The following is a 26,163-nucleotide window of genomic DNA, read 5'->3' on the forward strand; positions in this document are numbered from 1 at the left end:
AGTCAGCGGGCCGAGGATCGGCGCTGCGGCCGCAGGATGATCTGGAAGATCCAGTTGATGACGCTGATCACGAGAGCACCGAGAACCGCCCACCAGAAACCGTCGACCGTGAGACCGAAGCCGAACCATCCGCTGACCCAGCCAGCCATGAGAAGGAGCAGGCCGTTGATGATGAACGAGATCAGGCCGAGCGTCAGAATATAGAGCGGGAAGGCCACGATTTTGATCACCGTGCCGATGATGCTGTTCACGATCGCGAAAATGAGGGCGACGAACAGGTAGGTCAGCGCCGTTGCCACACCGTTGTTCGGTGCGTACGGGGTGACCTGCACGCCGGCGACAACGAGCGTGGTCAACCAGATCGCCACAGCGTTGATGACGATGTTCAGGAGGAATTTGGCCATGCTCTACTATGGCACCGCGTCGGAATCAGTGCATTCCCCTGTGAGCCCGTGCGGCGACACCCGTCTCGAACCCCCGGCCGGGGCGGCCAACGCCGAGCGGAACGTACGTATCCGCGCCCGTACGTATGCGATCAGCGGAATGGCCCCTGTCTAGACTCGACGTGTGACTTTCACCCCGGCAAACGCAGATCACCCGCTTTCCCGGCCCGCGGTGAAGCTTCGGCCGGAGATACTCGCAACGCCCCCCTACCGGCAGGGCAAAGCGGCGACGGATGATGCGTTCAAGTTGTCCAGCAACGAGAACCCTTTCCCCCCACTGCCCGGGGTCGTCGAGGCTGTCGTCGCTGCGGGGGCGTTCAATCGATACCCGGACGCGAGCGCTGCCGCGCTGCGGGAGGTGCTCGCTGAGAAACACGGCGTCAGCCCCGAGGAGATCCACATCGGATCGGGTTCCGTTGCGTTGCTCAGCCAGTTCATCACCGCTGCCGCGGGCCCAGGCGACACCGTCGTCTACGCGTGGCGTTCCTTCGAGGCCTACCCGGGGCTCGTCACCGTCGCGGGCGCCGAGAGCGTGCAGGTCCCCAACCGGGACGACGGGACTCACGACCTCGACGCTATTGCCGCGGCGATCGACGAGCGAACCCGCGTCGTCATCGTGTGCACGCCGAACAACCCCACCTCCGCGATTGTCACCGCCGCTGAGTTCGAGGCATTCATGGAGCGGGTTCCCGCCGACGTCCTCGTCCTCCTCGATGAGGCGTACGCCGAGTTCGTCACGAACCCGGATGCCGTCAATGGACTCACCCTGACCGGCCGCTACCCGAACCTCGTCGTCCTGCGCACCTTCTCCAAGGCATACGGGCTCGCCGGCCTCCGCGTCGGCTGGGCTCTCGGGCCCGCAGGCATTCTCGACGCAGCGCGCGCGTCTGCCATCCCGCTTTCGGTCACCCAGCCCGCCCAGTCAGCGGCCATCGCCTCGCTCGGGCTCGAAGACGAGTTGCTCGAACGGGTGGACCGTCTCAGCGTGCTGCGCGACAGCATCCGTTCGGCGCTTCTCGACCAGGGCTGGAGAGTGCCGGATGCCCAGGGCAACTTCATCTGGCTCGCAACGGGTGACGAGACGCTCCACGTGAATGAGGTGTTCCTCAGCCACGGGATCGTGGCGCGGGCCTTCCCCGGATCGGGCATCAGAATCACGATTGGCGAGGAAGAAGCTATGGAGAAGCTCCTACAGGCGAGCGCGGACGTTGTGGGATCTCTACCAGCTGGGCATCCGGCCCGGCAGTTAGGTTAGGACAATGGCGGAAACCGAAACGACGTCTCTCACGCCCCCGGTCCAGGTTCTGGCCACTGACGGAAGCTATTCACCGACCGCGTCGGCCGAGCCGTATCTGCCGTATCTCGACGCGCTGACCGATCAGGACCACGAACAGTTCTACCGGGACATGGTCATCGCTCGGGCGTTCGACACCGAGGCGGCGAACCTGCAGCGTCAGGGCCAGCTCGCCCTGTGGCCGCCGTGCCACGGCCAGGAGGGTGCCCAGGTTGGATCCGGTCGCGCCGCGCGCGCCCAGGACCACATCTTCCCGTCGTATCGGGAGCACGCCGTCGGCTTGATTCGCGGGGTCGACCTCCTCGGCATCATCGAGGTCATGCGCGGAACCACCCACTCGGGCTGGGACATCTCCGACCCGGCCAACGGCAATTTCCGCCCGTACACACTCGTCATCGGAGCGCAGGCGCTGCACGCGACGGGCTATGCGATGGGCGTGAAGTTCGACGGCGCGACGGCAACGGGAAATCCCGAAACCGACGAGGCAGTGATGGTCTACTTCGGCGACGGAGCGACCAGCCAGGGCGACGTCAACGAGGCCATGATCTTCGCTGCCAGCTACCAGACCCCGCAGGTGTTCTTCCTGCAGAACAATCACTGGGCGATCAGCGTTCCTGTGACCACCCAGTCGCGGACACCGCTCTTCGAACGGGCCAAAGGCTTCGGCCTTCCCGCCGTGCAGGTTGACGGCAACGACGTGCTCGCGAGCTACGCGGTCTCGGCCAAACACCTGTCGGATGCCAGGTCAGGCGGTGGCCCGCAGCTCATCGAAGCGCTCACCTATCGCGTCGGCGCACACACCACGAGTGACGACCCGACGAAGTACCGCACCCAGGAAATGACCGACTCGTGGATCCTCAAGGATCCGATCGTGCGGTTCGAGGCGTTCCTCCGCGGTCAGGGCGCCTCGGACGAGTTCTTCGCCGGTGTCGCCGAGCAGGCACGCGATTACACCGCAGACATCCGTGCGCGCACACACGCCATTAAGGACCCGGACCTGACCAGCATGTTCGACAACGTCTACAGCGAAGACCACCCGCTCGTCACCGAGGAGCGGGAGTGGCTGTCGGCCTACGAGCGCACCATGGCCGGAGGTGCAGCATGACGCTGAGCATCGACGCGCAGGTCGCGACCATGCCCATGGCGAAGGCCATCAACGCCGGACTCCGGCAGGCGATGGTCGAGAACGACAAGGTCCTCCTGATGGGCGAGGACATCGGCAAGCTCGGTGGCGTCTTCCGCATCACCGAGGGATTGCAGGCCGAGTTCGGAGAGAGCCGGGTGCTCGACACCCCGCTCGCGGAGTCGGGCATTATCGGGACAGCGATCGGCCTCGCCATGCGCGGCTACCGCCCGGTGTGCGAGATCCAGTTCGACGGCTTCATCTACCCCGGCTTCAACCAGATCACGTCGCAGCTCGCCAAACTGACCAATCGCAACGAGGGCGCCCTCGAGATGCCCGTTGTCATCCGGGTGCCGTACGGCGGACATATCGGTGCGATCGAGCACCACCAGGAAAGCCCCGAGGCGTATTTCGCCCACACCGCTGGCCTTCGCTCGGTCAGCCCATCGACACCGAACGACGCGTACTGGATGATCCAGGAAGCGATCGCGTCGAACGACCCCGTCATGTTCTTCGAGCCCAAGAGCCGGTACTGGCCCAAGGGCGAGGTCGACCTCTCCGGATCAGCAGCACCGCTGCACGCGAGCCGGATCGTGCGGACGGGAACTGACGTCACGGTCGTTGCACACGGCGCGATGGTCAGCATGCTGATCCAGGCCGCAGAGCTGGCGGCTGCGGAGGGCATCAGCCTCGAAGTGATCGACCTCAGGTCGATCTCGCCGATCGACTATGGCCCGATCCTCGAGAGCGTGCGCAAGACCGGCCGCCTCGTCGTCGCCCAGGAAGCACCGGGCAACGTCTCCGTCGGTTCTGAGATTGCGGCGACGGTTGCCGAGCGCGCCTTCTATTCGCTCGAAGCCCCGGTACTGCGGGTTTCCGGCTTCGATGTCCCCTTCCCGCCGGCCAAGCTCGAGGCGCTGTACCTGCCCGACGCCGACCGCATCCTCGAGGCCGTCGATCGCGCGCTCGCCTACTAGTCGCCCGTCGACCGAATGGAGAACCATGAGTGAGTTCCAGTTTTTGATGCCGGATGCCGGTGAAGGGCTCACCGAGGCCGAAGTGGTCTCGTGGAAGGTCGCGCCAGGCGACGCCGTCGAGCTCAACCAGGTGATCGTCGAGATCGAGACCGCCAAGTCCCTCGTCGAGCTGCCATCGCCCTTCGCGGGCACCGTCGCATCCATCCTCGTCACCGAGGGCACAACCGTCGATGTCGGCACCCCGATCATCACGATCAGTGCAGCGGATGCCGGTGGCCAGGCAGCTGCAGAAGTCGCCCCGCCCGCCGTCTCAACGGAGTTCGCAGAAGCGGTTGCCGACACCAGGGGCACCGTTGACGACGAGAAGCCCGGCGCGGTTCTCGTGGGCTACGGCGATGCCGGGCATGTGTCTTCTCGCCGCCGCGCGCGGACGCGGCCCGTCCCGCCCGCCGCTCGACCGGCATCCGTCCCACCCGCGAAGGGCCCGGTGATCGCGAAACCGCCGATCCGCAAGCTCGCGAAGGACCTCGGCGTCGACCTCGCCCAGGTCACCGGCACCGGTGTCGGGGGAGAGGTCACCCGGGACGACGTGGTGCGCGAGGCCGGCCAGGCGAGTGTGTTCCGCAACATCGAAACACCCGAGTGGGGCGACACCCGCGAGGAACGGATTCCGGTCAAGGGTGTTCGTAAGCAGATCGCGAAAGCGATGGTCGAGGCTGCGTTCAAGGCCCCGCACGTGTCGCTGTTCGTCGACGTCGATGCGACCCGCACCATGGAGTTCATCAAACGGCTCAAGAATTCGACCGACTTTGCCGGGGTCAAGGTTTCGCCGCTGCTGATCATGGCAAAGGCGATGATCTGGGCCGTGCGCCGGAACCCGACGGTGAACGCAACCTGGACCGATGAGGAGATCATCGTCCGGCACTACGTCAACCTCGGTGTCGCCGCCGCCACCCCGCGCGGGCTCATTGTTCCGAACGTCAAGGAAGCGCAGTCGATGACGCTGCTCGAGCTGGCTCAGTCGCTTGAGCAGCTCACCCTCACCGCGCGTGAGGGAAAGACGCCCCCCGCCGACCAGCAGAACGGCACCATCACCATCACGAACATCGGTGTGTTCGGGATGGACACCGGAACACCGATCCTCAACCCGGGTGAGGTCGGGATCGTTGCGCTCGGCACGATCAAGCAGAAGCCGTGGGTTGTCGACGGTGAGGTGCGACCTCGCTTCGTCACGACCCTCGGTGCGTCGTTCGACCACAGGGTCGTCGATGGTGATGTCGCGTCGCGATTCCTCGCCGATGTCGCCTCGATCATCGAGGAACCGGCGCTGCTGCTCGAGTAGAAGTGCACGCTCCTCGGGTGGCGCTCAGCGCGCGACCCGAGGAGCGGTGGCTGCCGGTTCGGCAGCGGGCCTAAAAGCCGCCGCCGAAGTCTCCGCCGCCGCCGAAGTCTCCGCCACCGAAGCCCCCGCCGCCTCCGAAGTCGCCCCAACCGCCGCCGTCTCCGCCGCCGGCATCCGCGCCAGCGTCTGAACCGGCATCCGATCCGCCATCTGAACCTGACTCATCCGCGCCGGCCCCCTCTGCGCCGGCCTCGGTTGACGGGTCAGGCATGAACGTTCCGACGACAGCCGAAGCGATGACATACCCGGCGACGGTGCCGAGGAGTGACGCGCCGACCATGCTGCCGAAGCCAGGGCCGTTCATGGTGCGCTCCATCGTGCCGGGCTGGCGCAACTCGGAACGCGTCGCCGATTGCGCGAGCGACCGGGGGTCGTCGCCGCGTGGCGCATCACCCGGTGCAGCGTCAGCGCTGAGCTGCGTGAACAGGAGCTGCCTCTGCTCGGGCGTCAGCTTTGCGAACGCCTCTTCGTGAGCCTGCTCAATTGCCTCGGGGGGAGCCGTGCGCAGCAGGTAGCGGTAACGCTCCACGGCGATTTCATCGTCGGTGCGCTGGCCCTGCTGCCCGTAGCCCTGCTGTTGCGGGCGGTACTGCTGCTGTGCGTCCTGCTGGCCTGAGCCAAAAAGCCTGTCAAGAAAACCCATGGTGTGCTCCTTGCATGTTGTCGAGTTGGCCCAGTTTACGAACGGATGCCGTGAGCACACTGCGAAGATATCCAGGGCAGTGTCCAAGCGCGTGGCCGTGCGCGCCGGCACTCAGACTCTGGGCAGTTTCACGGCAAAGGCACAGCCCAGAATAAGCTCCCTCCGGTTTCTGTTAGGCTCGTCCCTGGCCATGATGGCCGTAACGCTAGTCCGCGGGCGAATGTGACACAGGAATGTCGCGCATTCGGACGTATGGTCTTGTGACGTTGGCGGCGGTCCCATGGCCGCGTCAGCACAGCTCCCGAATCGCTTCAGACGCACTGGTCGTCGCCGCTTGATGGGTGGGGCAGGTGCACTCGTCCCTGACCCGGTCGTAACTTACGAGAATGCCGTGCAGGCATCCGTCCCCTCCCGGGAAAGTCATGAAATGTGGCTGTGGCACCTGCGCGCGCACGGAGAAAACGTGACCAACACTGTTGCCGTTGAGGTAAACAATGTCTACAAAGTCTTTGGCAAAAAGCCGCGCGACGTCGTCAAGCGATTGCAAGGCGGAGCGAAACGGGATGAGCTGTCCTCGCTCGGAACCGCCGCGGTCATCGACGCAAGTTTCGACGTTCAAAAGGGCGAGATCTTCGTTGTCATGGGCCTCAGCGGTTCGGGCAAGTCCACGCTGATCCGCATGCTCAATGGGCTGCTCGAGCCGACATCCGGCTCCGTAGCCGTCTACGGCTCAGCCGTGAGCGGTGTGCCCGCGAAGCAGCTCCGCGAGGTGCGCCGGTCGAAGATCTCCATGGTCTTCCAGCACTTCGCCCTCCTGCCGCACCGCACGGTGCTCGATAACGCCGCTTACGCTCTCGAAGTCCAGGGTGTGCCCCTGGCCGAGCGGCGTGAGCGCGCGCAGAAGGTCGTCTCCCGCGTCGGTCTCTCCGGCTGGGAAGACAAGCTTCCGGGCGAGCTCTCCGGTGGAATGCAGCAGCGCGTTGGCCTTGCCCGCGCGCTCGCCGCAGACACCGACGTCCTGCTCATGGACGAGGCATTCTCGGCACTCGACCCGCTCATCCGGCGTGAGATGCAGGAACAGCTCGTCGAACTCCAGCAGGAGCTCGGCAAGACGATCATCTTCATCACCCACGACCTCAACGAGGCCATGTTCCTCGGTGACCGCATCGCCGTCATGCGCGACGGTCGCATCGTGCAGGTCGGAACTCCCGATGAGATCCTCACCGATCCGGCCAACGACTACGTCGCCCAGTTCGTCCAGGACGTCGACCGTGCCCGCGTGCTCACCGCCGCGAGCGTGATGGAGCCGGCGCGCGCCGTCGTCTCCGGCTCAGCCGGACCGCGTGCCGCGCTGCGCACCATGCGTGACATGCAGACATCCGCCGCTTTCGTCGTCGGAAACGGCCGCAGGCTGCTCGGCGTCGTTCACGACCGCGAGGTGCTCGGCCTCGTCAAGGCGGGCAACCGCGACCTGATGCCGATCGTCCGCAACGACCCGGCAACGGTCGGACCCGACCAGTACCTGGTCGACCTGTTCGAGCCAGCAGCCGAAAGCCAGCTGCCCGTCGCCGTCGTCGATGAGAAGGGCCGCCTGCTCGGCGCCATTCCCCGCGTCACGCTGCTCGCCGCGCTTGCCAACCTGCCGACGGCCACCGGTGAAAACCAGGTCATCGAGACTCCGGCAACCGTTGCCGTCGACGTCATCACCCAGACGCTCCGCGAAACCGCTGGGCTCACCGACGAAGTCGACCAGGCCAGGGCAATGCCTGCCGACGATGTCCGCACCGCTTCTGAAGGGAGCCTTCGCTGATGGATTTCCGTATTCCGCTCGGCCAGTGGGTCGAAGACTTTGTCGACATCCTCACCGACACGCTCCAGCCGTTGTTCGACGTGCTTCGCGCCGTCTTCCTCGGTCTCTACGACCTCGTCAACCTGATTCTCCAGACCCCGCCGTTCTGGGTCATCATCCTCGCGGTCGCTGTTCTTGGCTTCCTCGCGACGGGCTGGAAGCTCGCCGTCGGTGTCGTTATCGGCTTCGCGCTGATCTTCTCGGTCGACCAGTGGGAGAACGCGATGGACTCACTGTCCCTCGTGCTCGTCGCCAGCTTCCTCGCGGTGCTCATCAGCGTGCCGCTCGGCATTCTCGGTGCGCGCTCCGACACCTGGTCGCGGATCCTCAAGCCGATCCTCGACTTCCTGCAGACCATGCCTGCGTTCGTGTACCTCATCCCCGCGCTCATCCTGTTCCGCGTCGGTGTCGTTCCGGGAATCGTCGCGACGATCATCTTCGCGCTCGCCCCCGGCGTCCGTCTCACCGAGCTCGGCATCCGTGGCGTTGACAAGGAAGTTGTCGAGGCCGGTCACGCCTTCGGTTCGTCACCCTTCCGAATCCTGCGCCAGATCCAGCTGCCGCTCGCGATGCCGAGCATCATGGCCGGTATCAACCAGGTCATCATGCTGTCGCTCTCCATGGTCGTCATCGCCGGAATGGTCGGCGCTGGCGGACTCGGCGGCGACGTCGTCGCAAGTCTCAACCGCATCGACATCGGCCTCGGCTTCGAAGCCGGTTTGTCTGTCGTCATCCTCGCCATTGTTCTCGACCGCCTCACCGCGTCACTTGGCACAAGGAAAAAGCGTGCGAAGAAGGCGGATGCCGCTTCTTCCGGTTCCGGGGTGACTCCCGTTTCACCGAAGGACGAGCAGCTCATCGCACAGGCCGCCGGTGCGGGTGCACCCACCGACAGCCGCACCCCGCAGGGCGCAAGCGCCTAACCACACACATCGGCCGGGTTCACGCGGTGGGCCCGGCCAGCAGGATCTGATCGACAGCACTGAGAGGTAAGAATGAAGAAATACAGCAGAATCGCCATTGCAGCACTCGCGACGGTCGGTCTGGTTGGACTGGCCGGATGCGCAAGCACGGGCTCGTCAGACTCGGCCGATGGTGGCGAGAAGACCGACCTCACCCTCGCTGTGTTCAACGGCTGGGATGAAGGAGTGGCGACCAGCTGGCTCTGGAAGACCATCCTTGAAGACGAGGGATACTCCGTCGACCTCGAGTTCGCCGATCCCGCGCCGGTTTTCGAGGGCCTCTCCTCGGGTGACTACGACTTCACGACCGACGTGTGGTTGCCCGTCACGCACGAGGCATACCTCGACAACTACGGTGACGACATCGTCGAGCTCGGCGCCTGGAACGACGAGTCCAAGCTGACACTCGCGGTCAACGAGGACGCACCGATCGATTCGATCGACGAACTGGCCGAGAACGCCGACCTCTTCAACAACACGATCGTCGGCATCGAGCCCGGCGCCGGCCTCACCGCGGCGATGGAGGATGCGGTCATCCCGACCTACGGGCTCGACGACATGGAGTTCCTGACCTCATCGACGGCCGCCATGCTGTCCGAACTCAAGAGCGCGACGGACAAGGGCGAGAACGTCGTCGTCACCCTGTGGGAGCCGCACCGCGCGTACGCGCAGTTCCCGCTGAAGAACCTCGAGGACCCCGATGGCGCGTTCGGCGCCACCGAGAGCCTCTACAGCTACGGAAGCACCGAGTTCGCCGAGAACTCGCCGAAGGCTGCCGGATACCTCGAGAACTTCGAGATGGACAGTGAAACCCTCATGTCACTCGTGAAGGCCATGTTCATCGACTACGACGGTGACGACTACGCACCGATCGTCGAGAAGTGGATCGAAGGCAACCAGGAATACGTCGACGGGCTCACCTCCTAGTTCGACACAGCCGGCAAGCGCCGGGGTGGGCTGGATCTCACCCCGGCGTTTTTCATTTCTCGCGGTTCAGGCACCACAACCATGTCGCCGAATACCGGCGGCCGAAAGGTAATCCCATGAACACCGGTTCACGAATCACAACAGTGGCAGCGCTCAGCGCCGGCCTCATCGCCCTCACCGGCTGCACGGCGGCCGAGACCTCCGCAGCGCACGACAACGGAGACGAGAAGGATGTCTCGATCGCGGTCTTCAACGGCTGGGACGAAGCGGTTGCAACGAGCGTTCTCTGGGAGAGCATCCTCAACGACAAGGGCTACGACGTTGCCCTCGACTACGCAGACCCCGCACCGGTTTTCGCCGGCGTTGCGGCCGGCGACTACGACGTCACCCTCGATGTCTGGCTGCCGTTCACCCACAAGAGCTACCTCGAGGAGTACGGCGACGACATCGCCGAGCTCGGCGCGTGGAACAACGAGGGCAAGAACGCCATAGCTGTCAACGCGGATGCCCCGATCGACTCGCTCGCGGAACTCGCCGAGAACGCAGACCTGTTCGACAATAAGATCATCGGCATCGAGCCGGGCGCAGGACTGACCATGGCAACCGAGGAACGGGTCATCCCGACGTACGGCCTCGAAGACATGGAGTACGTCACGTCGTCCACGTCGGCCATGCTGACCGAGCTCACCAGTGCGACCAAGGCGGGCGAGAACATCGCCGTTACTCTCTGGGAGCCGCACTGGGCATACGGTGAGTTCCCGCTCAAGAACCTCGAGGACCCCGAGGGCGCACTCGGCGCAGTTGAGTCGATCCACTCCTACGCCTCCACCGACTTCAGCGAAAGCCACCCCACTGTCGCCGGCTGGTTCTCGGACTTCGAGATGGACCTCGACACCCTGTACTCGCTGGAAAAGGCCCTCTTCGTCGACTACGACGGTGACGACTACGCACCGATCGTCGAGAAGTGGATCGACGACAACCAGGAGTACGTCGACGGACTCACCTCCTAAAACCCCCGACTCCGAAGCAACTCGGTGAAACGAGAGCCCGGCCCGCCACTGGCGAGCCGGGCTCTCGTGGTTTGTCTGCGGGGTCTGCCCCACAAAACAAATTGATAACCGTTATCATTACGGCTAGTATCGTTTCTCGTGACCACGTTCCGCGCTTCTCTCGTTCTGATCCCGGTGGCAGCACTTCTCCTGACCGGATGCTCCGGCCAGGCAGATTCTGCCGCCACCGAACCCTCGGGGTTGCGTGTCGTCGCCTCCACCAACGTCTACGGCAGCATCGCGTCGACGATCGGGGGAGATCACGTCGACGTCACCAGCATCATCGATTCCGCAGCGCAGGACCCGCACAGCTACGAGGCCAGTGCTCGGGACCAGCTCGCCATTTCGAAAGCGGACATCGTGATCGAGAACGGCGGCGGCTACGACCCCTTCATCGACACGCTCGTCCACGCCGGGGCGAGCGACGACGTCGAACTCGTCAACGTCGTCGACCTGTCGGGTCGGGCGCCCGTCCAGACCGACGACCACGACCACGCGGAGGGCGAGGAGCACGACCACGAACACATCGAGGGGGTAAACGAGCACGTCTGGTACGACCTCGCGGCCGCTGACGCACTGGCAAGCGCGCTTGCCCACACCTTCTCGCACCTCGACGAGGAGAACGCCGAAAGCTACTCAGCCAATTACTCGGCCTTCTCCGAAGACATCGCCGAGCTCACCGGGCGCGCTGCTGAGCTCAAGGCAGCGAATGACGGAACTGCGGTCGCGCTCACCGAACCGGTCCCGCTCTACCTGCTCGAGGCATCCGGTCTTCACAACCTCACGCCTGATGACTTCAGCGAAGCGATCGAGGAAGGCACTGATGTGCCACCGGCAAGTCTCCGCGAGACGCTCGACCTCCTCAGCTCGGGCGAGGTCGCGATGCTCGCCTACAATGAGCAGACGAGCAGCCCGGAAACCAAACAGGTCCGGGACGCTGCCGACAAGAATTCCGTCCCCGTCGTCTCCTTCGCTGAGACGCTTCCTGACGGTGAGGATTATGTGAGCTGGATGACCAACAACCTCGACGCCATCACGGACGTGCTCGCCTCGTGAGTGCACCCTCCGATCCAGGCGGTCACCGCCATCCCACCGCACCGGTCCTGAGCCTCACCGACGCTGCACTCAGCTTCGGAGACCGCGTGCTGTGGAACAAGCTCACCCTCGACGTGTGCGCCGGCGAGTTTCTCGCGGTGCTCGGGCCGAACGGGTCGGGCAAGACCAGCCTGCTGAAGACGATCCTCGGCCAGCAGAAGCTCGACTCGGGAACCGCCGACTTCGACGGGCATCCTGTTCGACGTGGCGACAGGAGGATCGGCTACATTCCCCAGCAGAAACTGATTCCGGGTGGGACGCCGATGCGAGCCCGCGACCTCGTTGCGCTCGGTGTGAACGGACACCGCTTCGGACTTCCCGTTTCGCGCGCATCGGAAAAGCGCCAGGTCGACGAACTGCTCGAGGCCGTCGGCGCGACCGCGTACGCCGACGAGCCTGTCGGCAACCTGTCTGGTGGCGAGCAGCAGCGGCTGCGCGTCGGCCAGGCGCTCGCCGGTGACCCGAAACTGCTGCTCTGCGACGAACCGCTGCTCAGTCTCGACCTGCAGCACCAGAGGGGAGTCTCCGAGCTCATCGACCGGCGACGCCGTGAGCACGGGACGCCCGTTGTCTTCGTCACCCACGACGTCAACCCGGTGCTCGGCATGGTCGACCGGATCCTGTACCTCGCCGGCGGACAGTTCCGTGAGGGAACGCCCGATGAGGTGCTTCGGAGCGACGTACTCTCTGAGCTCTACGGCACGCCGGTCGACGTGCTTCGCACGGGCGAGCGTGTTGTCGTCGTTGGAATCCCCGACAGCGAGACCCACCATCACCACCACTCCCACGCGGAGGGTGTCCTGTGATCACGCTCGACGAGCTCTGGTCCCGTCTTTTCAACTTCGAGAACTACGGTGAACTGCTCGCGCTCGTGCAGAACTCGCTCATCGCCGGCGCCATCCTCGGGATCGTCGGCGGGCTCATCGGCGTCTTCGTGATGCAGCGCGACATGGCGTTCGCCGTTCACGGCATCAGCGAACTCTCCTTTGCCGGTGCAGCGGCTGCGCTGCTGTTCGGTGTCAATGTCGTCGCGGGCTCGATCGCGGGTGCGCTCATCGCGGCGATCATGATTGGGCTGCTCGGATCGCGAGCGCGGGATCGCAACTCGATCATCGGTGTGCTCATGCCGTTCGGTCTCGGTCTCGGCATCCTGTTCCTCGCCCTGTATCCGGGCAGGAGTGGCAATAAGTTCGGGCTGCTCACCGGTCAGATCATCTCGGTCGACGACCCTCAGCTGGTCTGGCTGACCGGGATCAGCATCGTCGTCCTCGCCGGACTGCTGTGGATGTGGCGCCCGCTGAGCTTCGACAGCCTCGATGCCGACGTCGCTGCCGCGCGTGGTGTTCCCACCCGCTTTGTCTCGCTCGCGTTCATGGTGCTGCTCGGCCTCATCGTCGCGGTCTCGGTTCAGATCATTGGTGCCCTGCTCGTTCTTGCGCTCCTCGTGACGCCTGCCGCAGCGGCACTCCGGTTGTCGGCATCGCCGCTCTGGGTGCCCGTGCTCGCAATGGTCTTCGGGTTTGTTGCGGCGGTTGGCGGCATTCTGCTCGCGCTCGGAGGGTCGCTCCCGATCAGCCCATACATCACGACGATCTCGTTCACGATCTACCTCGTCGCGAGGCTCATCGGCCTCGGCACGAAGACGCGGCCGGGGCTACGCTAGCCATGACAAAGATCATTCCAACAGTCGAATTGCGGAGGTGAGCCGTGGCCGTCAAGAGAAATACCTGGCAGCGTGAAGCGGTTCGCGAAGCGCTCGATTCCCGCGACGGATTCGTCAGTGCGCAGGGTCTCCACCAGGGCCTGCGCGACGCGGGGTCACCGATCGGACTGGCAACGGTTTATCGCGCCCTGGCGGATCTCGCCACGGTCGGTGAGGCGGATTCGCTGCAGTCACCTGATGGCGAGAGTCTTTACCGCGCGTGTGCCTCAACCGGCCACCACCACCACCTCATCTGCCGCTCGTGCGGGCTGACCGTCGAGATCGAGGCAACGGAGGTCGAGCAGTGGGCGAAGCGCACGGCATCCGAACACGGATTCACCGAGGCGCAGCACATTGTGGACATCTTTGGCTACTGTGCCGAGTGCTCGCGGGCGATAACCACGGCCTGACAACGTAGAGGCCCGCACCCGACCGGGGTCGGGTGCGGGCGCTGTGCGAGCTCACGCGATGCGCGCGTCAGCGAACGTAGAGCGAGGGGTTCGCCGGTTCGGTGTCAGCCGGGTCGGATCCTTCATCAGTCTCCGGGGTCGACTCGGCGTCCTCCGGGGTCGTCTCGTCCGGAGCTGCACGGTCGGGGTCGATCTCGTCACGATCCAGGTCGTGCGGGCGTACGTGGCCGCTGTCGCCGGGTCCGCCGTCACGGCCATCGTCCCCTGGGCCGCCCTGGCCTCCTCTGTCGCCCCAGCGGGGGCCGTCGTCCGACGTGCTGTGGAACATCCCCGGGCCGTCGTCGACAGCGGTTCCTGCCCAGAAGCCGCCGCCGAAGAGCACGGCGGCGAGGGCGACGCCTGCGACGCTGAGCAGCGCGATGCGCTTGCCGCTGGGTCGGCTGGAATCCGTGTGCTGCTCCGTGGGTTCTGCCGGGGGATACGTGAACGCTGACTGCGGGTAAGCGCGAGGGGCGTCCGGGTCCACCGTTGGTGCGCCCGTGTTCACGTTCGGGGTGGTCTCGTTCGTGTTCGGTGTGTTCGTGTTTGGTGTGTCTTTACGCATGTTTGAGGTCTCTGTGCTCCTGTTCGATTCTCTGTGGACCTGTGGTTTCATTGGCTGCTGCCTGTAACTCGATTGTGCGCGGCGGTGCTATCAGGAGGCTAAGAGCGGCCTGCCAGCTTCCTCGGTTTGGCGGGGCGTGCCTGTCGCTTGCTCCACGTCCATTCGCCGGGATGCCATTTCTCCTGTACGATTGATCTTTGGCTGAGCGGGCACCTCCCGTTCGGATCGCACAGACACTCCCTCGGCTTTCACATTCGGGTGGTTTGCGTGTGCCGACAAGAGATCTTGGGCAGGACGAGAGTCCTGCGGTACTGAAGGAGAGAACCATGGCAGCAACCTGCCAGGTGACCGGAGCCATTCCCGGCTTCGGACACAACATTTCGCACTCGCACCGACGCACCAAGCGTCGCTTCGACCCGAACGTGCAGAAGAAGACGTACTTCGTACCGTCACTTCGCCGTAACGTCACGCTCACGCTGAGCGCCAAGGGCATCAAGGTTATCGATGCTCGTGGAATCGAGTCGGTCGTCAAGGACCTGCTGGCCCGTGGGGAGAAGATCTAATGGCAAAGACCCAGGACGTTCGTCCGATCATCAAGCTTCGTTCGACGGCAGGAACCGGTTACACCTACGTGACCAAGAAGAACCGTCGCAACAACCCCGACCGTCTCGTACTGAAGAAGTACGACCCCGTAGTGCGCAAGCACGTTGAATTCCGAGAGGAGCGCTAAGCCATGGCTAAGAAGAGCATGATTGCGAAGAACAACCAGCGCAAAGTTATCGTTGAGCGTTACGCAGCAAAGCGCCTCGAGCTGAAGAAGGCCCTCGTGGACCCGAACGGCACAGACGAATCGCGTGAAGCCGCTCGTGTCGGCCTGCAGAAGCTTCCCCGCAACGCTTCACCGGTGCGCCTGCGCAACCGTGACGCTGTTGACGGACGCCCCCGCGGCCACCTCTCGAAGTTCGGCATCTCGCGTGTCCGCTTCCGCGACATGGCGCACAAGGGCGAACTGCCCGGCATCACCAAGTCGAGCTGGTAAGCACTCTCGAACCCTGAAACGGGTGTCGGCCTTCTGGCCGGCACCCGTTTTTGTCTTTAACGCCCCCGGCCACCCGCGCGCAAGTCTGACGGCCAGGTTCTTGTGGCCGGTCTGCTCTGTCGTAGAGTCAGTTTCACACTCTTACCCGATACTCAGGAGTACCCACTGAACGCGCACGAGAACGCACCACACCCGGCTCTCCGGAGTCTTGACCAGGTCAGCGCTGTGCTCTTCGATCTCGATGGGGTACTGACGCCGACCGCTGACCTGCACCGGTACGCATGGCAATCCATGTTCACGGAAGTCTTCGCCGAAAAGGGCGTTTCCCAGCCGTATACCGACGACGACTACTTCGAATACCTGGATGGCAAACAGCGGTATGAGGCCGTCGCGAGCCTGCTGGCATCCCGCGGTATCCAGGTGCCGCTCGGAGCGCCAGACGACCCGCCGGCCGCTGATACGGTGTGTGGCATCGGGAACCGCAAGAACGGCTACTTCTCACGGGTCCTTGAGGAGCGTGGCATCAGCCCCTATCCCGGCTCGCTCGCCCTCGTCGATGAGCTTTACGCCAGGCGGATGCCAATGGGCGTCGTCTCGAGTTCGAAGAACGCCAGGTGGGTACTCACCAGCGCCGGCCTGCTGGACCGATTCGCCGTGATCGTCGACGGCGTTGTCGCGGCTGAGGAGGCGCTCGGGAGTAAGCCGGCACCGGATATGTTCCTGTACGCCGCCGAAAAGTTGCAGATCAGTCCGTCCGAGATCGCCGTGTTCGAGGATGCGATCTCGGGGGTGGCCTCGGCCCGCGCTGGCAACTTCGGCCTTGTGGTCGGTGTCGACCGGGGAGCGGGCAGCGACGCGTTGCTCGCGGCCGGGGCCGACGTCGTCATCGATGATCTTGCCGTGTACGCGCACGGATCAGTCCCCACCGAGGAGCGCAACAACGCATGAACCGCGATCGTTTTCCTGTTGACCCGTGGCGCCTCATCGAGACCGAGTACGACCGCAAGACCCTCGGTGAGACCGAGTCTCTCTTCGCGGTAGGCAACGGCTACCTCGGCATGCGTGGCAACGCCGTCGAGGGGCGAAGGGCCTACGAGCACGGCACGTTCGTCAACGGTCTGCACGAGACCTGGAGGATCCGCCACGCTGAGGACGCGTATGGGTTCGCCCAGGTCGGGCAGATCATGGTGAACGCGCCCGACAGCAAGGTGATGCGGCTCTACGTTGACGACGAACCGCTGTCGCTCGGTGACGCCGATCTGCTCAGCTATGAGCGTGCGCTGGACTTTCGCGACGGCGTGCTCCGGCGCGACCTCGTCTGGCTGACCCCATCGGGTAAGCGAGTGCAGGTGTCTGCGAGCCGTATGGTCTCGTTCCCCGAGCGTCACCTGGCCGTCATGACCCTCGAGGTGACGGTGCTCGACGCCGATGCTCCCCTGACCATTTCCTGCCAGATCCTCAACCGGCAGGACGGTGAAGACGAGTACGACGGCCCCAGCGGTGTTGGCGGCAACGCGCAACAGAGCGATCCCCGCGCGGGAGGCCGGGTGTCCGAGCGGGTATTCGAACCGCAGGAGCGCTGGCAGGACGGTAACCGAAGCGTGCTGAGCTACGAGACGGCGCATTCCGGCATGACGCTCGCCGTGGCCGCGGACCACCTGATCGAGACGTCAAACGATTACACGGTCGAACGATACATCGACGGCGATATCGCGAAGAACGTCTTCTCCGTTGACGCCAAGCGCGGAGATCCCGTCAAAATCACGAAGGTCGTGAGCTACCACAGCTCCCGGACCACGCCGACGCGCGAACTCATCGACAGGTGCAGGCGCACTCTCGACCGGATCGCTTCGGCTGGCGTGACGGCGCAGTACGCAAAGCAGAAGGAATGGCTGACGGAATACTGGTCGCGCTCGGATGTCGAGATCCCCGGGCGCGATGAACTGCAGCAGGCCGTGCGCTGGAACCTGTTCCAGCTCGCACAGGCGTCAGCTCGGGCCGACGGCCTGGGCGTGCCGGCAAAGGGCGTCACAGGAAACGGGTACAACGGCCACTACTTCTGGGACACCGAAATCTATGTGCTGCCGTTCCTCACGTACACGAGCCCGCTCTGGGCGCGGAACGCACTTCGGATCCGGGAGCAGATGCTGCCCAAAGCACGCGAGCGCGCGCGGGAGCTCAACGAAGCCGGCGCTCTCTTCCCCTGGCGGACGATCAACGGTGAAGAGGCATCCGCGTACTACGCAGCGGGCACAGCGCAGTACCACATCAATGCCGACGTGACCTATGCGCTCGCGAAGTTCATTCACGCGACGGGTGACATCGATTTCCTGAGCCACGGGGCTATCGACATCGCTGTTGAAACCGCACGGATGTGGGCCACCCTCGGGTTCTGGCGCCGCAATGGAGAAGAACGCTTCGAGATCCACGGCGTCACCGGTCCGGACGAATACACCACGGTCGTCAACAACAACCTGTTTACCAACGTGATGGCGAGGTTCAATCTCCGTTACGCCATCGAAGCGCTGAGAACGCTCGAGCGGGAGCGACCTGACGCGTACGCGCGTGCGGTGAAACGCCTGGCTATCGAGGATTCGGAGCTCGAGGAGTGGGAACGGGTCGCTGAAGCGATGACGATCCCCTACGCGGAGAGCCTCAAGATCCATCCGCAGGACTCGCACTTCCTCGAGCGCGAGGTGTGGGACCTCGAGACCACGCCCGAGGACCGCAAGCCGCTCATGCTGCACTATCACCCGCTCGTGATCTACCGGTTCCAGGTGCTCAAGCAGGCAGACGTCGTTCTCGCGCTGTACCTGCAGGGCGACCAGTTCACCTTCGACGAGAAGCTCGCGGACTTCGATTACTACGACCCGCTCACCACGAGCGATTCGAGCCTGTCGAAGGTGGCGCAGTCGATCATGGCGGCTGAGGTCGGTTACCAGGACCTCGCCCTTGACTACTTCATCGATACAGCGTTCGTCGATCTCGAGAACCGGCACGGAAACAGCCAGGACGGCGTGCACGTCGCTGCCGCAGGGGGAGTGTGGAGTTCGCTCATCTACGGCTTCGGGGGAATGCGGGACTATGGCGGCGAGCTGAGCTTCGACCCGCGACTGCCGGCGACGTGGTCGGAGCTTCGCTACCGGCTGACCTGGCGCGGGACGCGGCTGCTTGTCCACCTGACTGCGGATGCCATGCGCGTCTCGGTCGTCGATGGGGACGGCACCGTTCCCTTCACCGTCCGGGGTGAATCGTTCGAGGTGGCACCGGGACGGGACGCGGAAATCGCACTCGATGGACAGGGTCCGATCCGCAAGGACGCTCCGGTGCAGAAGCGCCGGAACCGCCGGGAGGACGGCAGCATCATGTTGCCGTCAGCAGCGCCCGGCCCGGCACCGACTGACCCGTAGCACCGCCGGGATCGGCTGCGCGAGGGAGCAACGAGAGTGGCTCGCCATCCGGGGGCAATTACGGCGGAATCGTGCGGATTTACGCTCAGAGCGTCAAAAACGTCGATTTGGGGGGCGCCAGAGGGACCGATGCTGGGACACGCCGCAGAAAAATGCCTCACACGACACCCAATTCCGCGAAAACACGCGGAACTCTGATACATTCGAGGCGGTCAGACAGACCCACCGTGGGTGAAGAAATGCCCACGGACAGTTATAAACAGGCTGTAGAAAGCAAAGTCCGAGGAGGACAACTCAATGGCTGATAAGTCGCTTAACAAGACCGAGCTCGTTGCAAAGATCGCAGCTGAGACCAACCAGAGCCAGGCTACCGTCGGTGGCGTCCTCGACTCGCTGTTCGGCGTGCTCGCTGACTCGGTCAGCAACGACGTCAAGGTCACCATCCCGGGTTGGCTCGCCGTCGAGCGCACCGCTCGTGCAGCTCGCACCGGCCGCAACCCGCAGACCGGCGCCGAGATCCAGATCCCGGCCGGCCACTCCGTCAAGGTTTCCGCTGGTTCGAAGCTGAAGGCCGCTGCAAAGTAGCTTTCCCCGCTTCACAGAAAGGGATGCCGCGAAAGTGGCATCCCTTTCGGCGTTAACGCGGCATCCGTTGGTCGCAGCCGGCGGCTCCCGGCGGCTGCGCTCAGACGCAGCGTGCAGGTACGACAACGTAGTCTTGACGTGTGTCCCGAGTAATCCGCCTAGCCGGTCCAGCCGCCCTTATCGCCGCGGCATTCGTGACGCTGATCGTTGCCCTGGCCTTCGGCGGCGGAGCGAACGCACGCCCCATCGGTGACCCGGGTGCGGTTGTCAGGTTCGGGCTGCCGATCGCGAAGATGCTCGTGAACCTCGGCGCCGCACTGACCCTCGGTCCGATCCTGCTCGCCCTGTTCGCCCTCTCCGCGAAGAAGGACGAGTACCACAAGGCCCTCGACATCGCGGCTGCCGGAGCAGCGTTGTACACGGTCGCCGCCGGAATGACCGGGTTCTTCACCTTCCTCAACGTCACGGGGACGGCGCTCAGCTTCGATGACCAGTTCGGGTCGAAGCTCGGCATGTTCTTCACCGATGTGGAACTCGGCCAGGCCTGGCTCGTGACCACCCTGATCGCTGCGACGCTCACCGTCCTGTGCTTCGCCGTGCGCGGCCAGACTCTCATGGTCTTCGTCGGGCTTCTCGCCGTGGTCTCGCTCGTGCCGATGGCGCAGCAGGGACACGCCGCCGGCAGCGCCGGCCACGACGCCGCCGTCAACGCGCTCGGGCTGCACCTGGTGTTCGCCGCTGTCTGGCTCGGTGGACTGATCACGATCGTGCTGCTGCGAAACACCCTCGGCAGCGACAGGATCATCCCGGTGATGAAGCGGTACTCGACAATCGCGCTCGTCTCCTTTATCGTCGTGGCCGTCTCCGGCTACGCGAGCGCGGCACTCCGCGTCGGCACCTGGGACCAGTTGTTCACCCCGTACGGCATTCTCGTGCTCGCGAAGGTCGGGGCGCTCATCGTGCTCGGGGTATTAGGGGCACTGCAGCGGTCATGGCTGATCGGCAAGATGGCAGTGGCGGCCAACGCCGTCGGACGATACTTCTGGGTACTCGTGTCTGTCGAGCTGGCTTTCATGGGTATTGCGTCGGGCCTGGCGGCTGGACTCGCCCGGACCGCCACGCCGGTTCCCGAGGAACTCGGCGGTACGCCGACGGCGGCCGAGCTGCTCACCGGCGAGCCCCTCCCTCCCGAGCTCACCGCCGAGCGGTACTTCACCGTGTGGAACATCGACCTGATCTGGCTGCTCATCTGCGCCTTCGGGATCTTCTTCTACCTCGCCGGCGTCGTGCGATTGCGCCGCCGCGGTGACAAGTGGCCGGTGCTGCGCGCCGTCTCCTGGGTGCTCGGCCTGCTCGTGCTGTTCTACCTCACCAACGGTGGCGTCGCGGCGTACCAGGACTACCTGTTCAGCGTGCACATGCTTGGCCACATGGGCCTGACAATGCTCGTGCCCGTGTTGCTCGTGCCCGGTGCGCCGATCACGCTGGCAATGAGGGCGATCAACAAGCGCACCGACGGTTCCCGGGGTCCCCGGGAGTGGATCCTGCTCGCGGTTCACTCCAAATACGCCGGGTTCATCACGAACCCCATCGTTGCGGCCGCGTTGTTTGTCGGTTCGCTCTGGGTGTTCTACTACTCGCCTCTGTTCCGCTGGGCGACGATGGACCACATCGGGCACGAGTGGATGATCGTCCACTTCCTGCTCACCGGGTACCTGTTCGTGCAGTCGATCATCGGCATCGATCCGGTTCCGGTGCGGCTGAGTTATCCGATGCGATTGCTGGTCCTGCTCGCGACCATGGCTGCCCACGCGTTCTTCGGACTCTCCATCATGTCCAATGTCGGCCTGTTCCTCCCTGACTGGTTCGGCGCGATGGGGCGTACCTGGGGCGATCCGCCGCTCATCGACCAGCAGAACGGTGGCGGCATAGCCTGGAGCATCGGCGAACTGCCCACCATCGCACTCGCCATCACCGTTGCCATCCAGTGGAGCCGCAGCGACGCCAAGGACGCGAAGCGCCTCGACCGGAACGCCGACCGGACCGGTGATGCCGAACTCAACGAGTACAACGAGCGGCTCGCGCGACTGGCGAAGGCCGATGCGGCTGACGCGGGTGCGGCCCCGGCGGGATCCGATGACGACCAGGTGGACGCGAGAGGCTCGGAGAGGTCCGACGCGGTCTCCGGCCAGGGAAGGCCGGGCACGTCCGCGTAGCGGGCCCCTGGCGCACCTCGTACCGGCGGCGCGCGAGCGCCGTCGCTCCCGCGAGCAGTCCGTGCGCGAGCGCATCAGTTCCGGTCGAGCGCATCAGTTGCGCGGGGTGTTCTCGACCGGAAGTGATGCTCTCGGCGAAAGGGGCAGCGTGGGTGCGGCCCTACGGGGCCGGCTCACCGGTGACGAGGGCCTGCATGGAGCCGTCGGACAGCAGGTAGATGTGCCCGTCCATCGTGAAGTCGACGTCGTCCTTGTGGTTGGTGATCGAGCCGTCGAACAGTGACTGGACGTTGACATCGATCTTCGCGGTGCCCGTTGTCGACGGAATGAGCCACGACTCGGCGCCGGCTTCAAGGGTGATCTCCGGGTACTCATCCATCGACCAGGTCGGTTCGCCGTCGACCCGGTCGTCGATCACGATGCCGAACGGGCAGCCGGTCGGCTGCAGGACCACCTGTTCTGCGCAGGTATCGAGGGAGGCGTTGACAGCCTCCTGTGCTTTTTCGACGAACTCCTCGGTCGGTCCAGCGGTGACCGCAGCCTCGTGCATGTCTGACGGCACATCGACGAGCACCTTTTCCTGCTCGGATTCAAGCAGTTCGGTCGAGGTCTCGAACGTGTAGTGCCCAGGCGTGAACACCTGCAGGTTGACGATGTTGTCGAACGCCGGCTTCTGCTCGGCCGGAGCGACCGCGCGAGTGTCGACGTCGAACCCGTTGACGGTGAACGCCGTGGCGTGCTCGACAGAGAGGTTCACGACTGCGACAGGGCTCACCTCGAACTTCCAAGTAGGAATGAGCGGGAACCGGGTGCCGTTGGGAGCGACAGTAAACGTTGACTCTCCATAAACGCCGTCGGCTTCGTAGGAGAACGTGACCTCGTGAATGCCGTCGCCGACCTCCTCGTCTGCGACCTCGGTAATCTCTTCGATCGAACCAAGCGTCGCGCTCCGCAGCAACGCACCCGAGGCGGCCTCCGGCAGGCCGGCGGCTTTGAGATCGGCCTTGCTGATCTCGACACCGGGCATGGCGAGCGCTGCGGCGGCATCCTTTGCGGCGAGTTCCGACAGATAGGTGCCAACGAAGGCGCCCGGGCCGTACACGTCACGGTTGAGCGCGCCGATGGCGGCGAATGTCGAGCCAACGAGCAGCACGCCCACAATCAGCCAGGTAACGAGCAGCTGAGACTTCTCGTCCATTTTCCTGCGTTTGGGTGTTTCCTGACCGGCCGGGGGCACGGCCTGCTGCGGATAGGAGTCGTGCGGGGCATGGACCTGGCTCACCCCGCTATCCTATGCGGAAGCGGCACGTGCACGGGTGAGCGGCCGGGGCGACGGATGCCGGTGTGGCGAGGCCCCGCGCCAGAGCCTGAGGAACGCCGCATACCATTGAGGTGCAGACGTAAGAAGTGAAGGCATCCGTGACCCAGACCAAACCGACGATCGAGCTGTCTCCCGAGCAGCGGTTCGTGTTCGACCTCATCGAGGGAACCCGGGAACACGTTTTCGTCACGGGGCGAGCGGGCACCGGTAAATCGACCCTGCTCAACCACCTGTCGTGGCAAACCGAGAAGCAGATCGTCATCTGCGCGCCGACGGGTGTCGCCGCGCTCAATGTGGGCGGCCAGACCATCCACTCCCTGTTCCGGCTTCCGATCGGGCTGATCGCCGATCACGACATTGACCAGAACGACGCGCTCAAGAAGCTGCTCAACACCATAGACACCCTCGTGATCGACGAGGTGTCCATGGTGAACGCCGACCTGATGGATGCCATCGACCGGAGCCTCCGGCAGGCACGGCAGCGGCGGCACGAACCGTTCGGCGGTGTGCAGCTCGTGTTGTTCGGGGACCCGTACCAGCTGGCACCGGTGCCCGGCCAGGGTGATGAGCGCAATTACATCGCCGACACCTACCGGTCGTTCTGGTTCTTCGACGCCAAGGTCTGGCAGGAGACGCCGCTCAAGGTCATCGAGCTCACCGAAATCCACCGGCAGGCAGACGCCGACTTCAAGCACATGCTCAACGCCGTACGGTTCGGGCAGGTCACGGCGGAGATCGCCGGCATCCTCAACAGCACGGGGGCGAGGACACCACCGGACGACGGAACGATCACGCTCGCGACGCGAAACGACATAGTCAATCGAATCAACGCCGCGGCGCTCGCCAAGCTGCCCGGGCGTGCGCTCAAGGCAGAGGCCGAGGTCAGCGGTGACTTCGGCAAGGCGTCATACCCGGCCGACGAGTCGCTCGAGCTCAAGGTCGGCGCGCAGGTCATGTTCCTGCGCAATGACTCGGGTGGTGGTGGCGAAGGCCAGCGCTGGGTCAACGGGACCATCGGAACGGTGACGAAGATCGACGTCAACGTGTTCGTCGAGGTCGACGGCGACATCTTCGAGGTCGAGCCCGTCGTCTGGGAGAAGTACCGGTACAGCTACCTCGCGGCGACGAAGAAGCTCAAGAAGGAAATCGTCGCCGAATTCACCCAGTTTCCGCTGCGGCTCGCGTGGGCCGTCACGATCCACAAATCGCAGGGCAAGACCTACAACAGCGCGATCGTAGATCTCGGCGACCGGGCATTCAGCCCTGGCCAGACCTACGTCGCGCTGAGCAGGCTTACGTCACTCGACGGGCTGTACCTGACCAGGCCGTTGCGGCCGCGCGACATCATCGTCGACAAGGATGTCGAACGGTTCATGCGCGGCATCGAGCGCTGAGCGTCAGGCGCCCTTCTTCAACAGCGCCTCACGGACCTCACGTCGCATCACCTTGCCGATGAGGGAACGGGGCAGGTCGTCGACGACGGTGATGCGCTTCGGGACCTTGTACGCGGTGAGTCCGTGACGGCAGAAGTCGCGAAGCCCGATCTCGTCGAAAACGGCGCCGGGCCTGAGCACGACGGCAGCGGCGACCTGCTCACCACCGGAGGGCAGCGGCAGTCCGACGACGGCGGCCTCCCGGACGTCGGGGTGGCTCATGAGCGCAACCTCGACCTCTGAGGGAGAAACATTGAACCCACCGGTGACGATCAGTTCCTTCACCCGGTCGACGACAGTGATGAAACCATCCTCTGACACCTCGACGATGTCGCCCGTGCGGAGCCAGTTATCCGAGTCGAGAACGGCCGCGGTCTCCGTCGGCCGGTTCCAGTACCCGGAGAACACCTGGGGCCCGCGGAGGAGGAGTTCGCCGGCTTCACCGGGTTCACGGTCGACCGACGGGTTCTCCGGGTCGACGACGCGGATCTCCGTGCTCGGGAATGGCACGCCGACCGTGCCAGGCCGCCGGGTGGGACCCATCGGGTTGCCGACGGCGACAGGCGACGTCTCGGTCATGCCGTAGCCCTCGACGAGCAGGCCTCCCGTCGACTCCTCCCACCGTTCGACGATGGATACCGGCAAGCTCATGGCGCCCGAGATCGAGTACCTGATCCCGGACAGGTCGACCTTCCGGCGCTCTGCTTCGCGCTCGAGCGCGTCGTAGATCGGGGGGACGGCGGGGAGGAAGGTGGCCGGATGCTTCGCGAAAGCGGAGAGGACGAGGTCGACATCGAACTTCGGGAAGAGCACAAGGCGTGCACCCATGCTCATGGCGAAGGTGAGGCAGAGGGTCATGCCGTAGGCGTGGAAGAGGGGGAGGACGCCGTAGAACACCTCTGCTCCCTCGCGGAGTCCAGGCACCCATGCGCGACCCTGTTCGGCGTTCGAGCGAAGGTTGAAGTGACTGAGCTGGGCCCCCTTCGGGGTTCCCGTCGTCCCGCTCGTGTACTGCAGCAGTGCCAGGTCGTGCACATCCGGGCGCGGGTGGCGCTTGCGCAGGGTGCCCTGCGAGACGAGGCGTGACCAGGCGGTGGTGCCGCGAGTGACGGTCCCACTCGTGAGGGCAGACCTCGAGGTGCGAGCCTTCTTGACGGGAAGGCGGAGGGCGAGCCTCGTCGACAAGGGCATCGACTTGGTGATGTCAACGGACACAACGGCGTCGATGGGAAGGTCGGCGGGGAACCCGGCAACGGTGTCGGTGACTTTGTCCCAGGCGATCACGACGCGCGCGCCGTGGTCTTCGAACTGGTGGCGGAGTTCACGCGCCGTGTAGAGCGGGTTGTGCTCGACAACCACGGCGCCGAGGCGGAGCGCCGCGTAGAACGCGATGACGTGCTCCGGGCAGTTGGGGAGCACGAGAGCGACCCGGTCGCCCTTCTTCACGCCGAGCCGCCGAAGTCCCTCGGCCGCGCGTCCGATCTCGGCGCCCAGTTCGCCGTATGTCATGCTCTTCCCGAAGAATTCGAGCGCGGGCTTCGACCGGAATCGCCTGACGGCATCCTCGATCATGTCGACAAGCGACCCCGTCGGCAGGGTGATTTCGTGCGGCACACCCGGCGCATAGGCATCAAGCCACGGCTTGTTTTCAAACGGATTCACACTTCTCCTCGGGTTGG

Annotated in this window: 25 protein-coding genes; 20 read left to right on the forward strand and 5 right to left on the reverse strand. The window is 64.6% G+C overall.

The annotated features are described in order from the left end of the window. Positions 1 to 2 precede the first annotated feature (2 nt). Positions 3 to 404 carry a phage holin family protein gene (locus AC1C2N_RS07545; protein WP_495433514.1) on the reverse strand — a complete coding sequence of 134 codons (402 nt, stop codon included), beginning with the start codon at positions 402 to 404 and terminating at the stop codon, positions 3 to 5. A 163-nt stretch (positions 405 to 567) separates the two neighbouring features. Here AC1C2N_RS07545 and AC1C2N_RS07550 point away from each other — a divergent pair, with 163 nt between their 5' ends. From AC1C2N_RS07550 to AC1C2N_RS07565, 4 genes are read left to right on the forward strand one after another with little or no spacing between them, the layout of a single operon-like run. Continuing rightward, a complete protein-coding gene (locus tag AC1C2N_RS07550; RefSeq protein ID WP_495433515.1) occupies positions 568 to 1,698 on the forward strand; it encodes a histidinol-phosphate transaminase in 1,131 nt (376 codons plus the stop codon). 4 nt (positions 1,699 to 1,702) lie between these two features. Beyond that, complete coding sequence (locus AC1C2N_RS07555; protein ID WP_495433516.1) at positions 1,703 to 2,842, forward strand: thiamine pyrophosphate-dependent dehydrogenase E1 component subunit alpha; 1,140 nt, start codon at positions 1,703 to 1,705, stop codon at positions 2,840 to 2,842. Then, on the forward strand, positions 2,839 to 3,837 hold the full coding sequence (locus AC1C2N_RS07560; protein ID WP_483406190.1) for an alpha-ketoacid dehydrogenase subunit beta: 999 nt from the start codon (positions 2,839 to 2,841) through the stop codon (positions 3,835 to 3,837). The genes AC1C2N_RS07555 and AC1C2N_RS07560 overlap by 4 nt, the downstream gene beginning before the upstream one ends. Positions 3,838 to 3,862: 25 nt before the next feature. After that, on the forward strand, positions 3,863 to 5,179 hold the full coding sequence (locus AC1C2N_RS07565; RefSeq protein WP_483406189.1) for a dihydrolipoamide acetyltransferase family protein: 1,317 nt from the start codon (positions 3,863 to 3,865) through the stop codon (positions 5,177 to 5,179). A 70-nt stretch (positions 5,180 to 5,249) separates the two neighbouring features. Here AC1C2N_RS07565 and AC1C2N_RS07570 read toward each other — a convergent pair whose 3' ends face one another. Beyond that, the gene (locus AC1C2N_RS07570; RefSeq protein ID WP_495433517.1) at positions 5,250 to 5,882 is read right to left on the reverse strand and encodes a hypothetical protein; all 633 of its coding nucleotides are present in this window, start codon (positions 5,880 to 5,882) and stop codon (positions 5,250 to 5,252) included. A 427-nt stretch (positions 5,883 to 6,309) separates the two neighbouring features. On the opposite strand from AC1C2N_RS07570, the gene AC1C2N_RS07575 reads away from it, so the two are divergent. The 8 genes from AC1C2N_RS07575 (at position 6,310) to AC1C2N_RS07610 (ending at position 13,876) form a co-directional block, all read left to right on the forward strand. Then, complete coding sequence (locus AC1C2N_RS07575) at positions 6,310 to 7,692, forward strand: quaternary amine ABC transporter ATP-binding protein (protein ID WP_495433518.1); 1,383 nt, start codon at positions 6,310 to 6,312, stop codon at positions 7,690 to 7,692. After that, a complete protein-coding gene (locus AC1C2N_RS07580; protein ID WP_495433519.1) occupies positions 7,692 to 8,654 on the forward strand; it encodes an ABC transporter permease in 963 nt (320 codons plus the stop codon). The genes AC1C2N_RS07575 and AC1C2N_RS07580 overlap by 1 nt, the downstream gene beginning before the upstream one ends. 72 nt (positions 8,655 to 8,726) lie before the next feature. Beyond that, positions 8,727 to 9,620 (forward strand): glycine betaine ABC transporter substrate-binding protein, encoded by an 894-nt coding sequence (locus AC1C2N_RS07585; RefSeq protein WP_495433520.1) that lies wholly within the window; start codon positions 8,727 to 8,729, stop codon positions 9,618 to 9,620. Between the two features lie 116 nt (positions 9,621 to 9,736). Then, on the forward strand, positions 9,737 to 10,630 hold the full coding sequence (locus AC1C2N_RS07590) for a glycine betaine ABC transporter substrate-binding protein (RefSeq protein ID WP_483406185.1): 894 nt from the start codon (positions 9,737 to 9,739) through the stop codon (positions 10,628 to 10,630). A gap of 138 nt (positions 10,631 to 10,768) precedes the next feature. Next, the gene (locus AC1C2N_RS07595) at positions 10,769 to 11,725 is read left to right on the forward strand and encodes a metal ABC transporter solute-binding protein, Zn/Mn family (protein WP_495433521.1); all 957 of its coding nucleotides are present in this window, start codon (positions 10,769 to 10,771) and stop codon (positions 11,723 to 11,725) included. Beyond that, positions 11,722 to 12,570: a metal ABC transporter ATP-binding protein gene (locus tag AC1C2N_RS07600; RefSeq protein WP_483406183.1), complete on the forward strand. Its 849-nt coding sequence runs from the start codon at positions 11,722 to 11,724 to the stop codon at positions 12,568 to 12,570. Before AC1C2N_RS07595 ends, AC1C2N_RS07600 begins: the two co-directional genes overlap by 4 nt. Beyond that, positions 12,570 to 13,427, forward strand: coding sequence for a metal ABC transporter permease (locus tag AC1C2N_RS07605; protein WP_495433739.1), 858 nt, complete (start codon positions 12,570 to 12,572; stop codon positions 13,425 to 13,427). The genes AC1C2N_RS07600 and AC1C2N_RS07605 overlap by 1 nt, the downstream gene beginning before the upstream one ends. 44 nt (positions 13,428 to 13,471) lie before the next feature. Further along, positions 13,472 to 13,876, forward strand: a complete 405-nt coding sequence (locus AC1C2N_RS07610) for a Fur family transcriptional regulator (protein WP_483406182.1) — start codon at positions 13,472 to 13,474, stop codon at positions 13,874 to 13,876. Positions 13,877 to 13,943: 67 nt separating this feature from the next. On the opposite strand, the gene AC1C2N_RS07615 is transcribed toward AC1C2N_RS07610, so the two are convergent. Then, positions 13,944 to 14,480: a hypothetical protein gene (locus AC1C2N_RS07615; RefSeq protein WP_495433522.1), complete on the reverse strand. Its 537-nt coding sequence runs from the start codon at positions 14,478 to 14,480 to the stop codon at positions 13,944 to 13,946. 326 nt (positions 14,481 to 14,806) lie between these two features. On the opposite strand from AC1C2N_RS07615, the gene rpmB reads away from it, so the two are divergent. The 7 genes from rpmB (at position 14,807) to AC1C2N_RS07650 (ending at position 21,730) form a co-directional block, all read left to right on the forward strand. Continuing rightward, positions 14,807 to 15,043 carry a 50S ribosomal protein L28 gene (rpmB, locus tag AC1C2N_RS07620; RefSeq protein ID WP_108392276.1) on the forward strand — a complete coding sequence of 79 codons (237 nt, stop codon included), beginning with the start codon at positions 14,807 to 14,809 and terminating at the stop codon, positions 15,041 to 15,043. Further along, entirely contained in the window at positions 15,043 to 15,210 is a 168-nt protein-coding gene (rpmG, locus tag AC1C2N_RS07625) for a 50S ribosomal protein L33 (protein ID WP_108392274.1), read from the forward strand. The genes rpmB and rpmG overlap by 1 nt, the downstream gene beginning before the upstream one ends. A 3-nt stretch (positions 15,211 to 15,213) precedes the next feature. Next, the gene (rpsN, locus tag AC1C2N_RS07630; protein WP_108392272.1) at positions 15,214 to 15,519 is read left to right on the forward strand and encodes a 30S ribosomal protein S14; all 306 of its coding nucleotides are present in this window, start codon (positions 15,214 to 15,216) and stop codon (positions 15,517 to 15,519) included. Positions 15,520 to 15,744: 225 nt separating this feature from the next. Continuing rightward, the gene (locus tag AC1C2N_RS07635) at positions 15,745 to 16,467 is read left to right on the forward strand and encodes an HAD family hydrolase (RefSeq protein ID WP_483406180.1); all 723 of its coding nucleotides are present in this window, start codon (positions 15,745 to 15,747) and stop codon (positions 16,465 to 16,467) included. Then, positions 16,464 to 18,929 carry a glycoside hydrolase family 65 protein gene (locus AC1C2N_RS07640; RefSeq protein ID WP_483406179.1) on the forward strand — a complete coding sequence of 822 codons (2,466 nt, stop codon included), beginning with the start codon at positions 16,464 to 16,466 and terminating at the stop codon, positions 18,927 to 18,929. Before AC1C2N_RS07635 ends, AC1C2N_RS07640 begins: the two co-directional genes overlap by 4 nt. Before the next feature lie 297 nt (positions 18,930 to 19,226). Beyond that, positions 19,227 to 19,514 carry an HU family DNA-binding protein gene (locus AC1C2N_RS07645; protein WP_108392266.1) on the forward strand — a complete coding sequence of 96 codons (288 nt, stop codon included), beginning with the start codon at positions 19,227 to 19,229 and terminating at the stop codon, positions 19,512 to 19,514. Positions 19,515 to 19,654: 140 nt separating this feature from the next. Next, positions 19,655 to 21,730 carry a bifunctional copper resistance protein CopD/cytochrome c oxidase assembly protein gene (locus tag AC1C2N_RS07650; RefSeq protein WP_495433523.1) on the forward strand — a complete coding sequence of 692 codons (2,076 nt, stop codon included), beginning with the start codon at positions 19,655 to 19,657 and terminating at the stop codon, positions 21,728 to 21,730. A 160-nt stretch (positions 21,731 to 21,890) separates the two neighbouring features. On the opposite strand, the gene AC1C2N_RS07655 is transcribed toward AC1C2N_RS07650, so the two are convergent. Beyond that, entirely contained in the window at positions 21,891 to 23,012 is a 1,122-nt protein-coding gene (locus AC1C2N_RS07655; RefSeq protein ID WP_495433524.1) for a hypothetical protein, read from the reverse strand. Between the two features lie 137 nt (positions 23,013 to 23,149). Here AC1C2N_RS07655 and AC1C2N_RS07660 point away from each other — a divergent pair, with 137 nt between their 5' ends. Continuing rightward, positions 23,150 to 24,445: an ATP-dependent DNA helicase gene (locus tag AC1C2N_RS07660; protein WP_483406176.1), complete on the forward strand. Its 1,296-nt coding sequence runs from the start codon at positions 23,150 to 23,152 to the stop codon at positions 24,443 to 24,445. Positions 24,446 to 24,448: 3 nt separating this feature from the next. Here AC1C2N_RS07660 and AC1C2N_RS07665 read toward each other — a convergent pair whose 3' ends face one another. Beyond that, positions 24,449 to 26,146 (reverse strand): long-chain-fatty-acid--CoA ligase, encoded by a 1,698-nt coding sequence (locus AC1C2N_RS07665; RefSeq protein WP_495433525.1) that lies wholly within the window; start codon positions 26,144 to 26,146, stop codon positions 24,449 to 24,451. Between the last annotated feature and the right edge of the window lie 17 nt (positions 26,147 to 26,163).

Source organism: Mycetocola sp. Y791 (genome assembly GCF_059445325.1).